This is a genomic window from Rhizobium sp. PRIMUS64 (genome assembly GCF_023006465.1).
GTDB classification, from domain to species: Bacteria; Pseudomonadota; Alphaproteobacteria; order Rhizobiales; family Rhizobiaceae; genus Rhizobium; species Rhizobium leguminosarum.
The window spans coordinates 1-13,277 of record NZ_JALBGX010000042.1; the positions used below are offsets into that span (position 1 = coordinate 1).

The 13,277-nt window shown below is 60.9% G+C and carries 12 protein-coding genes; 10 read left to right on the plus strand and 2 right to left on the minus strand.

Annotated features, from left to right (window positions below):
• The 3 genes from MOV76_RS17895 to MOV76_RS17905 form a co-directional block, all read left to right on the plus strand.
• On the plus strand, positions 1-2,909 hold a 2,909-nt coding region (locus tag MOV76_RS17895; RefSeq protein ID WP_247265005.1), incomplete at its 5' end, for a BID domain-containing protein.
• A gap of 109 nt (positions 2,910-3,018) precedes the next feature.
• Positions 3,019-3,456, plus strand: a complete 438-nt coding sequence (locus MOV76_RS17900) for a DUF4174 domain-containing protein (RefSeq protein WP_166480589.1) — start codon at positions 3,019-3,021, stop codon at positions 3,454-3,456.
• A 43-nt stretch (positions 3,457-3,499) separates the two neighbouring features.
• Positions 3,500-3,667, plus strand: a complete 168-nt coding sequence (locus tag MOV76_RS17905) for a hypothetical protein (RefSeq protein WP_164903171.1) — start codon at positions 3,500-3,502, stop codon at positions 3,665-3,667.
• Here MOV76_RS17905 and MOV76_RS17910 read toward each other — a convergent pair.
• Together MOV76_RS17910 and MOV76_RS17915 are read right to left on the minus strand one after the other, a co-directional pair.
• Positions 3,664-4,545 carry a LysR family transcriptional regulator gene (locus MOV76_RS17910; RefSeq protein ID WP_131647275.1) on the minus strand — a complete coding sequence of 294 codons (882 nt, stop codon included), beginning with the start codon at positions 4,543-4,545 and terminating at the stop codon, positions 3,664-3,666. The two genes, MOV76_RS17905 and MOV76_RS17910, sit on opposite strands and share 4 nt — an antisense overlap.
• Positions 4,542-4,856, minus strand: coding sequence for a putative quinol monooxygenase (locus MOV76_RS17915; protein ID WP_131647276.1), 315 nt, complete (start codon positions 4,854-4,856; stop codon positions 4,542-4,544). Before MOV76_RS17915 ends, MOV76_RS17910 begins: the two co-directional genes overlap by 4 nt.
• A gap of 193 nt (positions 4,857-5,049) precedes the next feature.
• On the opposite strand from MOV76_RS17915, the gene MOV76_RS17920 reads away from it, so the two are divergent.
• The 7 genes from MOV76_RS17920 (at position 5,050) to MOV76_RS17950 (ending at position 13,254) form a co-directional block, all read left to right on the plus strand.
• Positions 5,050-6,546 (plus strand): CoA-acylating methylmalonate-semialdehyde dehydrogenase, encoded by a 1,497-nt coding sequence (locus MOV76_RS17920; RefSeq protein ID WP_018445771.1) that lies wholly within the window; start codon positions 5,050-5,052, stop codon positions 6,544-6,546.
• A 332-nt stretch (positions 6,547-6,878) separates the two neighbouring features.
• A complete protein-coding gene (gene rirA, locus MOV76_RS17925; RefSeq protein WP_018244873.1) occupies positions 6,879-7,361 on the plus strand; it encodes an iron-responsive transcriptional regulator RirA in 483 nt (160 codons plus the stop codon).
• Between the two features lie 339 nt (positions 7,362-7,700).
• Positions 7,701-9,296 (plus strand): ABC transporter substrate-binding protein, encoded by a 1,596-nt coding sequence (locus MOV76_RS17930; protein ID WP_018244874.1) that lies wholly within the window; start codon positions 7,701-7,703, stop codon positions 9,294-9,296.
• An 87-nt stretch (positions 9,297-9,383) separates the two neighbouring features.
• On the plus strand, positions 9,384-10,388 hold the full coding sequence (locus tag MOV76_RS17935) for an ABC transporter permease subunit (protein ID WP_018244875.1): 1,005 nt from the start codon (positions 9,384-9,386) through the stop codon (positions 10,386-10,388).
• A gap of 9 nt (positions 10,389-10,397) precedes the next feature.
• The gene (locus MOV76_RS17940) at positions 10,398-11,288 is read left to right on the plus strand and encodes an ABC transporter permease subunit (RefSeq protein ID WP_018445770.1); all 891 of its coding nucleotides are present in this window, start codon (positions 10,398-10,400) and stop codon (positions 11,286-11,288) included.
• Complete coding sequence (locus MOV76_RS17945) at positions 11,288-12,304, plus strand: ABC transporter ATP-binding protein (RefSeq protein WP_018445769.1); 1,017 nt, start codon at positions 11,288-11,290, stop codon at positions 12,302-12,304. Before MOV76_RS17940 ends, MOV76_RS17945 begins: the two co-directional genes overlap by 1 nt.
• The gene (locus MOV76_RS17950; RefSeq protein ID WP_018445768.1) at positions 12,301-13,254 is read left to right on the plus strand and encodes a peptide ABC transporter ATP-binding protein; all 954 of its coding nucleotides are present in this window, start codon (positions 12,301-12,303) and stop codon (positions 13,252-13,254) included. The genes MOV76_RS17945 and MOV76_RS17950 overlap by 4 nt, the downstream gene beginning before the upstream one ends.
• Positions 13,255-13,277: the final 23 nt, after the last annotated feature.

Sequence of the window (13,277 nt, forward strand, 5' to 3'; positions counted from 1 at the left end):
GGCATCTGATCGAGGCAGGGACACGGGCGGAAACGATCGATCGGATCGTCGCCGATTGGAGCCAAGCGCGCAAACAGGCAATCCAGAACTCAACCACGGCAGGCAATGACGATCGTCTTCGTGGTGACGAACTGCTGGTGCTCGCCCACACCAACGAGGACGTCAAGCGTCTGAACGAGGCGCTGCGATCGGTGATGGTGGGAGAGGGCGCACTTGGTGAGAACCGCGCTTTCCGGACCGAGCGCGGCGCGCGGGAATTTGCTGCCGGTGACCGTATCATCTTCCTGGAGAATGCCCGCTTCGTTGAACCGCGCGCAATGCGTCTCGGCCCGCAACATGTGAAGAATGGCATGCTCGGCACGGTCGTTTCCACCGGCGACAAACGTGGCGACGCAGTGCTTTCGGTCCGTCTCGACAGTGGCCGTGATGTCGTCATCAGCGAGAGCAGCTATCGCAATGTCGATCATGGCTACGCCGCGACCATTCACAAGTCTCAAGGCGCCACTGTCGAGCGAACCTTCGTGCTCGCCACCGGCATGATGGACCAGCACCTGACCTATGTGTCGATGACGAGACACAGAGACCGCGTCGATCTCTATGCGGCGAAGGACGATTTTGAAGCAAAGCCGGAATGGGGACGAAAGCCGCATGTCGATCATGCCGCCGGCGTCACCGGCGCGCTCGTGGAAACAGGACAAGCCAAGTTCCGGCCGAATGACGAGGATGCCGACGACAGCCCCTATGCCGATGTCAGGACGGATGACGGCACCCTCCATCGTCTATGGGGCGTCAGCCTGCCGAAGGCGCTCGAGGAAGGTGGCGTCTCAGAGGGCGATACCGTCACGCTGCGCAAGGACGGCGTCGAGCGGGTGACGATCAAGGTTGCCATCGTCGACGAGCAAACCGGCCAGAAGCGGTTCAAGGAAAGAGAGGTCGACCGCAACGTCTGGACCGCCAAGCGGATCGAAACCGCCGCAGAACGTCAGCAACGGATCGAGCGGGAAAGCCATCGACCGGATGTGTTCAAGCAGCTGGTAGAGCGCCTGTCGCGTTCCGGCGCCAAGACGACGACGCTCGATTTTGAAAGCGAGGCCGGTTATCGCGCCCAGGCGCAAGATTTTGCCCGCCGCCGTGGTCTCGATCACCTTTCGCTTGCCGCAGCCGGGGTGGAGGAAAGCCTTTCCCGGCGGTGGGCCGGGATTGCCGAGAAGCGCGAGCAGCTGGCGAAGCTGTGGGAGCGGGCAAGCGTGGCGCTCGGCTTCACGATCGAGCGGGAACGGCGCATCGCCTACAACGAGGAACGTGAACCCCAAACCGCCTTGGAGGCGGATGTTGCGAGCGGCCGATATCTGATTCCACCCACCACAGTCTTCACCAGCAGCGTGGAGGAAGATGCGCGGCTGGCACAACTTTCGTCTCCTGCCTGGAAGGAACGGGAAGCCATCCTCCGGCCGCTGTTGGAGAAGATCTATCGTGACCCGGATGCAGCCCTTGTCGCCCTGAACGCGCTTTCATCGGATATAAGCGTCGATCCGCGCAGGCTTGCCGATGATCTCGCCAAAGCACCCGAGCGGCTCGGCCGCCTGCGGGGTTCCGACCTGATCGTCGATGGTCGTGCGGCACGCGACGAACGAAATGCCGCGATCACTGCCTTGACGGACTTGCTGCCGCTCGTCCGCGCCCATGCCACCCGGTTCCGCCGGAATGCCGAACGCTTCGAAAGCCACGAGCAACAGCGCCGCGCCCATATGGCATTGCCGATCCCGGCGCTCTCCGAAAAGGTGATGGCACGTCTTACCGAGATCGAGGCGGTGCGCAGGCAAGGTGGTGACGACGCCTACAAGGCCGCCTTTGCGCTTGCCGCCGAAGATCGCTCGATCGTCCAGGAGGTCAAGGCGGTCAGCGAGGCGCTGACCGCCCGCTTTGGCTGGAGCGCGTTTACCTCGAAGGCCGACGCGGTTGGCGAACGCAACATGGTCGAGCGTATGCCGGAAGACCTCGCCAGTAGCAGAGGCGAGAAGCTGACCCGGCTGTTCGAGGCCGTGAAGCGCTTTGCCGACGAGCAGCATCTCGCCGAGCGCCGGGATCGTTCGAAGATTGTTGCCGGCGCCAGTGCCGATCAAGGGATGGAGAATGTCCCCATGCTTGCCGCCGTCACCGAGTTCAGGACCGCGATCGACGAGGAGGCGCGCTCGCGTGTGCTCTCAGATCCTCTCTATCGCCAGCAGCGAGCAGCGCTGGCGGCGGTGGCAAGTGCGATCTGGCGCGATCCGGTCGGCGCCGTCGGCAAGATCGAAGATCTGCTTCAGAAAGGTTTTGCTGGCGAGCGCATCGCCGCCGCAGTGACCAACGATCCGGCCGCCTACGGCGCATTGCGCGGTTCCGATCGCCTGATGGACCGGATGCTGGCCGCCGGCCGGGAGCGGAAAGAGGCGGTGCAGGCCGTGCCTGAAGCCGCCGCCCGTTTGCGATCGCTCGGTTCGGCCTACGTCAATGTGCTCGATGCCGAACGCCAGGCTATCGCCGAAGAGCGACGGCGCATGGCGGTTGCCATTCCTGCTCTGTCGACGGCGGCGGAAGACGTGCTCATGCGACTGACTGCCGAGGCGAAGAACAACGACCGCAAGCTGACGGCTTCCGCTGCCCCTCTCGATCCCAGCATTCGCCGGGAGTTCGCCGCCGTCAGCCGGGCACTCGACGAGCGCTTTGGTCGCAATGCCATCGTTCGCGGCGAAAAGGATCTCATCAACCGTGTGCCACCAGCGCAGCGCAGCGCCTTCGAGGCGATGCAGGACAGGTTGAAGGTCCTGCAGCGGACGGTGCGCATGGAAAGCAGCGAACAGATCATCTCGGAACGGCACCAGCGGGCTGTCAGTCGTGGCCGTGGCATCGGTGTGAATGGCATTTAAACGGATCTCACTGATGAATTTGGGAAGTGAAACCAAAAATACGGTTCCCTGACGTTTCGATGGAACCCGCGCCGTCTCGGGCCGTTCTCCAGTTGACGGGAGAATACGCATGTCGAAAACTCTTCTCTACGGTGCGACGAAGATCGACGAGACCAACAGCGCTTATGCGCCGGTCGAAAGTCTCGCGCAGTTTCAGTGGAAGAACCGCGTCTTCGTTGTTTTCGCCGACAGGGATAATTCACGCGCCGCCCGGCAGGAAAATCATCTGCTGGCCGATCGCTCAGCGCTCGATGAGCGTGACCTGGTCGTGTTGAAGATTTCCGGTGCCGGCGTTCGACCACTCTTCGGTGCGGCTGACGGCCTCGACGGCGAAGCGATCCGCCGCGATCTCGCGGCGCCGGAGGTGGGCGAATTCGCCGCTTTCCTTCTCGGCAAGGACGGCACCGTGAAGCTCAAGGCCAGCGAGCCGATTACCGATGGCGAGCTCTTCGCCATTATCGACAGCATGCCGATGCGCGCTGCCGAATCGCTGAAGCCGGACAAATAGCCCCGAATGTCGCGTAAACTGAAATCATCAAAGGGAGGCGGTCATGTCCGTGCCCAACGAACCCATTCCCGATCAGCCGCCGATGCCCGGACCCGGCTGGAAGCCGGTGCCTCCGATCAAGGAACCGGAGCCTGACCGGCTTCCTGACGAAGCGCCGGTTCCAAATCCTGACGAGAACGACGAACCGGCAAAACACGCTTTCGAGGCTTAAAGAAAAATATGCCGTTCGGCGCTGACGAGCTCCTGCAGGAAATCGGCAACGCTCCTGACGCGCATGAGGTCGCGCGCCGTTTCGTGATAGGTCGTCCAGTAAGCGCGGCGGATCGAAACCTCCGGCAGGATGCGCTGGAGCTCCGGATACTGCCGGGCGATATAATCGTGTAGGATGCCGATCCCGGCGCCTGATCGTACCGCTTCCGTCTGCCCGATCGCCGTCGAAATTTCGAAGCTGGCATCCCAGCTCCGCATCACCTCGCCGGAGAAATTCAGCGAGGCGGTGAAGATCAGGTCTTCGACGTAACCGATGCGCGGATGCGCTTTCAGCGCGTCGATATCGCCTGGCGTGCCCCGGGAGGCGAGGTAGTCGCGTGAGGCATAGAGACCGAGCGTGTAGTCGGTGAGCTTGGAGGAGACGAGCCGGCCTTGTTCGGGCCTCTCCAGCGTGATGGCGATATCCGCCTCGCGCTGCGACAGCGAGAAAGAGCGCGGCACCGGCACGAGCTGGATCTTCAGCTCCGGATGGCGCTCGATCAGTCTGCCCATGCGCGGCGCAAGAAAGGAAACGCCGAACCCATCAGGCGCGCCGACGCGCACAGTCCCGGCAATTGCCGTATCTGTATGGCCGAGGCTGGCCTGTGCCGCGAGCATTTCCGTTTCCATCCGCTCCGCGGATGCCAGGAACACTTCGCCTTCGGCCGTCAGCTCGCAGCCGTTTGTGCGACGGATGAAAAGCCGTGTCTTCAGCGCCGCTTCCAGCGAAGTCAGTCGACGTGAGAGCGTGGCGTGATTGAGCCCCAGCCGCTTCGAGGCGGCAAGGATCTGCCCGGTGCGGGCGACGGCAAGGAAAATCCGAACATCGTCCCAATTCATGGCTTGGCACGCATTGCGATCGGATCGACCTCGATAAGCGTCAGCGATGTCACCATCTGCGCTGTCTGGTTCTTGTACTTAAGGAAATGTGGTGTCCGCAGATGGGCCTCGTATGCTTGTTGGTCGGCGTAGACTTCAAGAATACGGATCCGGTTTGGGTTGTCCCTGATGGAAACAGCGCTCAGGGAAAGGACGCCGTCTTCCAACGCTAGGGATGCTTCAATTTCTTCCACGAGCAAGGCGCGATAGGTTTCAAGCGTCTCCGGATCGATCTCCAGCTCCGCCATTCTGACGATGGGTTTCCGGCTCATCGGTTTGACCTCCCCCAGGGTTTGACTTGTCGGCGTTTGACTTGTTGGCGTGCCGTACCAAGTTTGAAAGCAGCCGCAGCGCCTGATGCAACGATAGAGCTATAATTCACGCACAACGGTTGCTTATATCAGCGCATTGATTTGTGCAAATTGAAGTGCGATTGTCGGTCATCGAAAAACAGGAGGAACACCCATGCGTGAGATCGGTCATTTCATCGGCGGCAAGCAGGTTGCCGGCACCAGCGGCCGCGTGAGCAATGTCTACAATCCGGCGACGGGCGAAGTGCAGGCGACCGTCGCACTCGCAAGCGTCGAGGAACTGCGCGCCGCCGTCGAAAACGCCAAGGCTGCGCAGCCGAAATGGGCTGCCACCAATCCGCAGCGCCGCGCCCGCGTCTTCTTCAAGTTCGTCGAACTCCTGAACAAGCACATGGACGAACTTGCCGAAATCCTCTCCAAGGAGCACGGCAAGACGATCGAGGATGCCAAGGGCGACGTCATTCGCGGCCTCGAAGTCTGCGAATTCGTCTGCGGCATTCCCCATCTCGCCAAGGGCGAGTTCACCGAGGGCGCGGGGCCGGCGATCGACATGTATTCGATCCGCCAGCCGGTCGGCATCGGCGCCGGCATCACCCCCTTCAATTTCCCCGGCATGATCCCGATGTGGATGTTTGCCCCGGCAATCGCCTGCGGCAACGCCTTTATCCTGAAGCCCTCCGAGCGTGATCCCTCCCTGCCGATCCGCCTCGCCGAACTGATGATCGAGGCCGGTCTGCCCGCCGGCATCCTCAACGTCGTCAATGGTGACAAGGGTGCGGTTGACGCAATTCTCACCGATCCTGATATCGGCGCCGTCTCCTTCGTCGGCTCGACGCCGATCGCCCGCTACGTCTATGGCACCGCGGCGATGAACGGTAAGCGCGCCCAATGCTTCGGCGGCGCCAAGAACCACATGATCATCATGCCGGATGCAGACCTGGATCAGGCCGTCAATGCGCTGATGGGCGCAGGCTACGGTTCGGCCGGCGAGCGCTGCATGGCGATCTCGGTTGCCGTTCCGGTCGGCGAGGAGACCGCCAACCGCCTCGTCGAGAAGCTGACGCCGAAGATCGAGTCCCTGCGCATCGGCCCCTATACCGACGACAAGGCCGACATGGGCCCGCTGGTCACCAAGGAAGCCTATACCCGTGTTCGCGGCCTGATCGACCGCGGCATCGAGGAAGGTGCCAAACTCGTCGTCGACGGCCGCGATTTCAAGCTCCAGGGTTATGAAGATGGCTATTTCGTCGGCGGTTGCCTGTTCGATCACGTCACGCCCGAGATGGATATCTACAAGACCGAGATCTTCGGACCTGTCCTTTCCGTCGTTCGCGCCGCGAACTACGAGGATGCGCTGTCGCTGCCGATGAAGCACGAATATGGCAACGGCGTCGCCATCTACACCCGTGACGGCGATGCCGCCCGCGATTTCGCATCGCGCATCAATATCGGCATGATCGGCATCAACGTTCCGATCCCGGTTCCGCTCGCCTATCACTCCTTCGGCGGCTGGAAGGCCTCGAGCTTCGGCGACCTCAACCAGCACGGCACGGATTCGATCAAGTTCTGGACGAAGACCAAGACTGTCACTGCCCGCTGGCCCTCGGGCATCAAGAGCGGCGCCGAATTCGTCATGCCGACGATGAAGTGATCGTCACGACATTCCGATCTGAAATCTGCAATTCGGGGGCCTTTTGGCTCCCGAATTTTTCCTCATCATGCTGATTGCCGGCGATATCGGTCCGGCGTCGAGGATGTCCTGAGTCTGCTCGCCATCCCCTATTCCCCCAGTGCCGAGGTCAAATTGATGCGCAAGGCACGCCCGAGCGCAGGCTGGCCATCCTGGATGACATCGGGATCCTGGAGCAGGATTGACGTCGCGGCAAATGGCCTCATAAGCTGAATGCGAATTTCATATTTTGGAATTGTTCAAAACTACCAAACCGCCTATATAGGTCTGAACAGACGAGTCAGGAGAATGGCATGCGGTTGACGAAGCAGACGAACTATGCGGTTCGCATGTTGATGTATTGTGCTGCCAATGACGGCCACTTGAGCCGGATTCCGGAAATCGCCAAGGCCTATGGCGTTTCCGAGCTCTTTCTTTTCAAGATCCTTCAGCCGCTGAACAAGGCGGGTCTGGTCGAAACCGTGCGCGGTCGCAATGGCGGTGTGCGCTTGGGCAAGCCGGCCGCCGACATTAGTCTTTTCGACGTCGTTCGGGTGACGGAAGACAGCTTCGCCATGGCCGAATGTTTCGAGGATGACGGTGAAGTCGAATGCCCGCTGGTCGACAGTTGCGGGTTGAATTCGGCGCTGCGCAAGGCGCTCAACGCCTTCTTCGCCGTGCTGTCGGAATATTCCATCGACGACCTCGTCAAGGCGCGTCCGCAGATCAATTTCCTTCTCGGAATTACCGGCGAGCCGGCATATCGCAAACCCGCGATCGTTGCCCCCGCCGCCTGAATTAGAGAGCAGAATATGCTTCTGAACCGCGGTTGCCCCGGCAACCGCGGTTTTTGTTTTTGCGGGCGTCTCATTGGCCTTCGGACTGCTGGGAAATGCCGGTTGCATGTCGCGATGGGCGCGCTTTTGTACCAAATGCGACAAAATTCCGGTCTTTTTTGTCTGAATATTTCCAAATGCGGCTGATTTTTGACTGAAAATTTCTAAAATTGTCCAGCTGGAAAATTTTTCTGCGTAGCCCGTTGCTTTCAGTAGATAAATATCGTTCCATCAACCGTCGATCGTGATGCCATTCTACGATCTCCAAACATCAAAAAAGAACAACCGGGAAACAATATTATGAAAAAGATCTCTGTCCTCCTGGCAGCGACGGCCTTGATTTCCGTCATGGCGACGTCGGCCTGGTCCAAGACCCTTGTTTATTGCTCCGAGGGCTCGCCGGAAGGCTTCGACCCGAGCCTCTATACGGCAGGCACGACCTTCGACGCGTCGTCGCGCACGGTCTATAGCCGTCTCGTCGAATTCAAGCATGGCGGCACCGAGATCGAGCCGGGCCTGGCCGACAGCTGGAGCGTTTCGGCCGACGGCAAGGAGTACACCTTCAAGCTGCATCCGGGCGTCAAGTACCAGACCACCGACTTCTTCACGCCGACGCGTGACTTCAATGCCGACGACGTCATTTTCTCGTTCGAGCGCCAGCTCAAGGCTGACAATCCGTGGAACAAGTATGTCGAGGGCGGCTCTTACGAATACGCTGCCGGCATGGGCTTCCCGGAGCTGATCAAGTCGGTCGAGAAGGTCGACGACCTCACCGTCAAGTTCACGCTCAACCATCCCGAAGCGCCGTTCCTCGCCGACCTCGCCATGGACTTCGCCTCGATCGTCTCCAAGGAATATGCCGACAAGCTCGCCGCCGACGGCAAGATGGCGCAGATGAACCAGCAGCCGCTCGGCACTGGCCCGTTCACCTTCGTCGCCTACCAGCCGGATGCCGTTATCCGCTACAAGGCCAACGAAACCTATTTCAAGGGTAAGGAAAAGATCGACGATCTGGTTTTCGCGATCACCTCTGACGCTGCCGTGCGCGCCCAGAAGCTGAAGGCCGGCGAGTGCCACCTCATTCCTTATCCGAATGCGGCTGACGTCGCCGAACTTAAGAAGGACGAGAACCTGACCGTGCTCGAGCAAGCCGGCCTGAACGTTTCGTATCTCGCTTACAACACCTTGATTGCTCCATTCGACAAGGCCGAAGTCCGCAAGGCGCTGAACATGGCGATCAACAAGCAGGCGATCGTCGATGCCGTCTTCCAGGGTGCCGCGGCCGTTGCCAAGAACCCGATCCCGCCGACGATGTGGTCCTATAACGACGCCGTCGTAGACGACAAGTACGATCCCGATGCGTCGAAGAAGATGCTGGCAGATGCCGGCGTCAAGGATCTGAAGATGAAGATCTGGGCGATGCCGGTTTCGCGTCCCTACATGTTGAACGCGCGTCGCGCCGCCGAATTGATGCAGGCCGACTTGGCCAAGGTCGGCGTCGATGCGGAAATCGTCACCCATGAATGGGCCGAATATCTGAAGCTCTCGTCCGACAAGAATCGCGACGGTGCCGTCATCCTCGGCTGGACCGGCGACAACGGCGATCCCGACAATTTCATGGATACGTTGCTTGGCTGCGACGCTGTCGGCGGCAACAACCGCGCTCAGTGGTGCAACAAGGAATTCGACGATCTGATGACGAAGGCCAAGCAGACGGCCGACGTCGCCGAGCGCACCAAGGCTTATGAGCAGGCGCAGCTGATCTTCAAGAAGGAAGCTCCCTGGAATACGCTTGACCACTCGTTGGTCTTCGTTCCGATGAGCAAGAAGGTCTCGGGCTTCTTCATGGATCCGCTAGGCATCCACCGTTTCGACGGCGTGGACATTTCCGAATAATAAAAAATCTGTAAACTACCCGGTCAACGCCGGGTGCGGCCGGCGGTCAGGTTCCCCTGACCGCCGGAAACTATTGGAAAACCTGCTATGTTGCGTTTTTTCATCGGCCGCCTCGCGGTGCTGATCCCGACGTTTCTCGGCGTTTCACTCATTGCCTTCTCGTTCATCCGCCTGATTCCCGGTGATCCGGTCATGCTTCTGTCGGGGGAACGTGTCATGGCGCCGGAACGTCACGCCCAGATCATGCACGATCTTGGCTTCGACCGGCCCATATATGTGCAATATTTCGATTATATCGTAAAAGTGTTGCACGGCGATCTCGGCACCTCGATCGTCACCAAGCGGCCCGTTCTCGGTGAGTTCTTCACGTTGTTCCCGGCAACGCTGGAACTTTCGCTCTGTGCCATCATCATCGCGGTCTGTCTTGGCGTGCCCGCCGGCGTTTTTGCGGCCGTCAAGCGAGGCACGTGGTTCGATCAGAGCGTGATGGGTGTTGCCCTCATCGGTTATTCCATGCCGATCTTCTGGTGGGGCTTGCTGCTTATCATCTTCTTCTCCGGCTATCTCGGCTGGACACCGGTTTCCGGCCGCATCTCGCTGATGTATTTCTTCAAGCCGGTCACCGGCTTCATGCTGATCGACAGCCTGCTGTCGGGCCAAAAGGGCGCCTTCGCCTCGGCGGTCAGCTACCTCATTCTGCCGACCATCGTGCTGGCGACCATCCCGCTCGCGGTTATCGCCCGCCAGACGCGTTCGGCGATGCTCGAGGTTCTGGGCGAGGACTATGTCCGCACGGCGCGTTCGAAGGGTCTGAAGCCGTTGCGCGTCGTCGGCGTGCACGCGTTGCGCAATGCGATGATCCCGGTCATCACCACGATTGGTCTGCAGATCGGCGTCCTTCTTGCCGGCGCCATCCTCACCGAGACGATTTTCTCCTGGCCGGGTATCGGCAAATGGATGGTCGATTCGGTCTTCAAGCGCGACTACGCCGTGGTCCAGGGCGGTCTTCTGCTGATCGCCGGCGTCATCATGCTGGTCAATCTGATTGTTGATGTTCTCTACGGCTTCATCAATCCGCGCATTCGTCATTAGGAGCGGTCCATGAGCACGGTCACCGTCAAAACCGGCCAGCCATCCGCTCTTGCGGAGTTCTGGCATTATTTCTCCCGCAACAAGGGCGCCGTCATCGGCCTGGTGGTTTTCATCATCATTCTGGTCGTCGCAGTCCTCGCGCCGCTCTTTGCGCCACATCAACCGAACGAGCAGAACCGTGCGGTACTGCTGGCCGTGCCGTTCTGGATGGTGGGCGGCAGCGCTTCCTTCCCGCTCGGAACGGATGCCGTCGGCCGCGATATCCTTTCGCGCCTGATCTACGGCGCGCGGTTCTCGCTCTTCATCGGCGTCGTCGTCGTCACGTTATCGGTCATTTCAGGCGTCTTGATCGGCCTCGTCGCCGGATTTTTCCGCGGCAAGATCGATACGGCGATCATGCGCCTGATGGATATCATCCTGGCCTTCCCGTCGCTGCTGCTGGCTCTCGTGCTGGTGGCCGTGCTCGGGCCTGGCCTGACCAATGCGATGATCGCGATTTCGCTGGTCAACCAGCCGCATTTCGTGCGGCTGACGCGCGCCTCGGTCATTTCAGAGCGTGAGAAGGAATATGTGATTGCCTCGCGTGTCGCCGGTGCCGGCACCTTCCGTTTGATGTTCAAGACGATCCTGCCGAACTGTCTTGGGCCACTGATCGTTCAGGCGACGCTCGCCTTCTCGGCGGCGATTCTCGATGCCGCCGCCCTCGGCTTTCTCGGCATGGGCGCCCAGCCGCCGACACCCGAATGGGGGACGATGCTGGCCGAATCCCGTGAGTTCATCTCGCGCGCCTGGTGGGTGGTGACGTTTCCGGGTCTTGCCATCCTCATCACCGTTCTCGCCATCAACCTGATGGGCGACGGCCTGCGCGACGCGCTCGATCCCAAACTGAAGAGGTCGTGATGCCACTCCTCGAGATTGAAAATCTGACTGTCGAATTCCAGACCTCTTCCGGTCTCTTCCGCGCCGTCGACCGCGTATCGCTTGTCTGCGACAAGGGCGAGATCCTGTCGGTTGTCGGCGAATCCGGTTCGGGCAAATCCGTTGCCATGCTTGCCCTGATGGGGCTTTTGCCCTGGACGGCGAAGATCACCGCCGACCGCATGCAGTTCGACGGCAAGGATCTGCGCGGCATCTCCGCCCGCCAGCGCCGCAGGATCGTCGGCAAGGATATGGCGATGATCTTCCAGGAGCCGATGTCCAGCCTCAACCCGTGTTTCACGGTCGGCTTCCAACTCGGCGAGACCCTGCGCTTCCATATGGGCCTCAACCGCACGGAGCGCCGCCAACGTTCGATCGAACTGCTCAACCTCGTCGGCATTCCGGCGCCGGAAGAGCGCCTGTCGAACTTCCCGCATCAGATGTCCGGCGGCATGAGCCAGCGCGTGATGATCGCCATGGCGCTCGCCTGCAATCCGAAGCTGCTCATCGCCGACGAGCCGACGACCGCGCTCGACGTGACGATCCAGGCACAGATCCTCGATCTGCTCGTTCGCCTGCAGAAGGAGCAGGGCATGGCGCTGGTGCTGATCACCCATGACATGGGCGTCGTTGCCGAAACCGCCGAACGTGTGCAGGTGCAATATGCCGGCCAGAAGGTCGAAGAACAGCCGGTGAGGGCGCTGTTCCGCGATCCGCATCATCCCTATACCGCAGCCCTGCTCGCCGCTCTGCCGGAACGCGCCAAAGTCGGCCAGCGTCTTCCCTCGATCGCCGGTGTCGTTCCCGGCCAGCATGGTCGCCCGACGGGCTGTCTCTTCGCGCCGCGCTGTGGCTTCGCCACGGTCGAATGCGAGCGCGGCGTTGTCCGCCAGGGGCCGGAGCTCGGACTGGCGCTCTGCAACTATCCTTTGAAGGACGGCAAGCCGCTCGGGCATCCCGGCATCATGGCCGTTGAAACTGCAGGAGACCTCGTATGACGGACGCCGTTCTCGAGGGCAGGGATCTCGCCCGCTTTTACACCGTCAACCGCGGCCTCTTCAAAGCCGATGCCACCGTCAAGGCGCTGAACGGCGTCAGCTTCAGCCTGCATTCCGGCAAGACGCTCGCCGTCGTCGGCGAATCCGGTTGCGGCAAGTCAACGCTCGCCCGCCTGGTCACCATGATCGAGGATCCGACATCAGGGCAGTTGCTGATCGACGGCAAGCCGGCCCATGTCGGTGACCGCAGCCTGCGCAGCCAGGTGCAGATCGTCTTCCAGAACCCCTACGGCTCGCTCAACCCGCGCCAGAAGGTCGGTTCGATCCTCGAAGAGCCGCTGAAGATCAACACCGATCTCAACGCCGCCGCCCGCCGCCGCAAGGTGGAGGAGATGATGGCGCGCGTCGGCCTGCGTTCGGAGCATTATGGCCGCTATCCCCATATGTTCTCGGGTGGCCAGCGTCAGCGCATCGCCATTGCCCGCGCCCTGATGCTGCGGCCGAAGGTGCTGGTGCTCGACGAACCGGTCTCGGCGCTCGATCTGTCGATCCAGGCGCAGGTGCTGAACCTCTTGATGGACCTGCAGAAAGAGATGGGGCTTGCCTATCTCTTCATCTCGCACGGCCTGTCCGTCGTCCATCATATCGCCGACGAGGTGATGGTAATGTATCTCGGCCGTCCCGTGGAAACCGGTCCCGCCGCCGAGGTCTTCGCCAGGCCGCGCCATCCCTATACGGCAGCCTTGCTGTCGGCGACGCCGATCGCCGATCCCGATCGCGAAAAGACCCGCATTCGCCTGCAGGGCGAACTGCCTTCGCCGTTGAAGCCGCCGTCGGGTTGCCACTTCAATCCGCGCTGCTGGAAGGCGCAGGACCATTGCCGCCAGGTTTCTCCCGAATTAACTGGGGAAGGCACACATCAATATGCCTGTCATTTCCCGCTCGATTGAGCGGGAAGACAAGCCCGAGGAGT

Bases quoted from the DNA above. Each gene is read 5' to 3' on its own strand.
- MOV76_RS17945 (WP_018445769.1), top strand. From the start codon at position 11,288: ATGCCACTCCTCGAGATTGAAAATCTGACTGTCGAATTCCAGACCTCT.
- MOV76_RS17950 (WP_018445768.1), top strand. From the start codon at position 12,301: ATGACGGACGCCGTTCTCGAGGGCAGGGATCTCGCCCGCTTTTACACC.
- MOV76_RS17935 (WP_018244875.1), top strand. From the start codon at position 9,384: ATGTTGCGTTTTTTCATCGGCCGCCTCGCGGTGCTGATCCCGACGTTT.
- MOV76_RS17920 (WP_018445771.1), top strand. From the start codon at position 5,050: ATGCGTGAGATCGGTCATTTCATCGGCGGCAAGCAGGTTGCCGGCACC.
- rirA (WP_018244873.1), top strand. From the start codon at position 6,879: ATGCGGTTGACGAAGCAGACGAACTATGCGGTTCGCATGTTGATGTAT.
- MOV76_RS17900 (WP_166480589.1), top strand. From the start codon at position 3,019: ATGTCGAAAACTCTTCTCTACGGTGCGACGAAGATCGACGAGACCAAC.
- MOV76_RS17910 (WP_131647275.1), bottom strand. From the start codon at position 4,545: ATGAATTGGGACGATGTTCGGATTTTCCTTGCCGTCGCCCGCACCGGG.
- MOV76_RS17905 (WP_164903171.1), top strand. From the start codon at position 3,500: ATGTCCGTGCCCAACGAACCCATTCCCGATCAGCCGCCGATGCCCGGA.
- MOV76_RS17915 (WP_131647276.1), bottom strand. From the start codon at position 4,856: ATGAGCCGGAAACCCATCGTCAGAATGGCGGAGCTGGAGATCGATCCG.
- MOV76_RS17940 (WP_018445770.1), top strand. From the start codon at position 10,398: ATGAGCACGGTCACCGTCAAAACCGGCCAGCCATCCGCTCTTGCGGAG.
- MOV76_RS17930 (WP_018244874.1), top strand. From the start codon at position 7,701: ATGAAAAAGATCTCTGTCCTCCTGGCAGCGACGGCCTTGATTTCCGTC.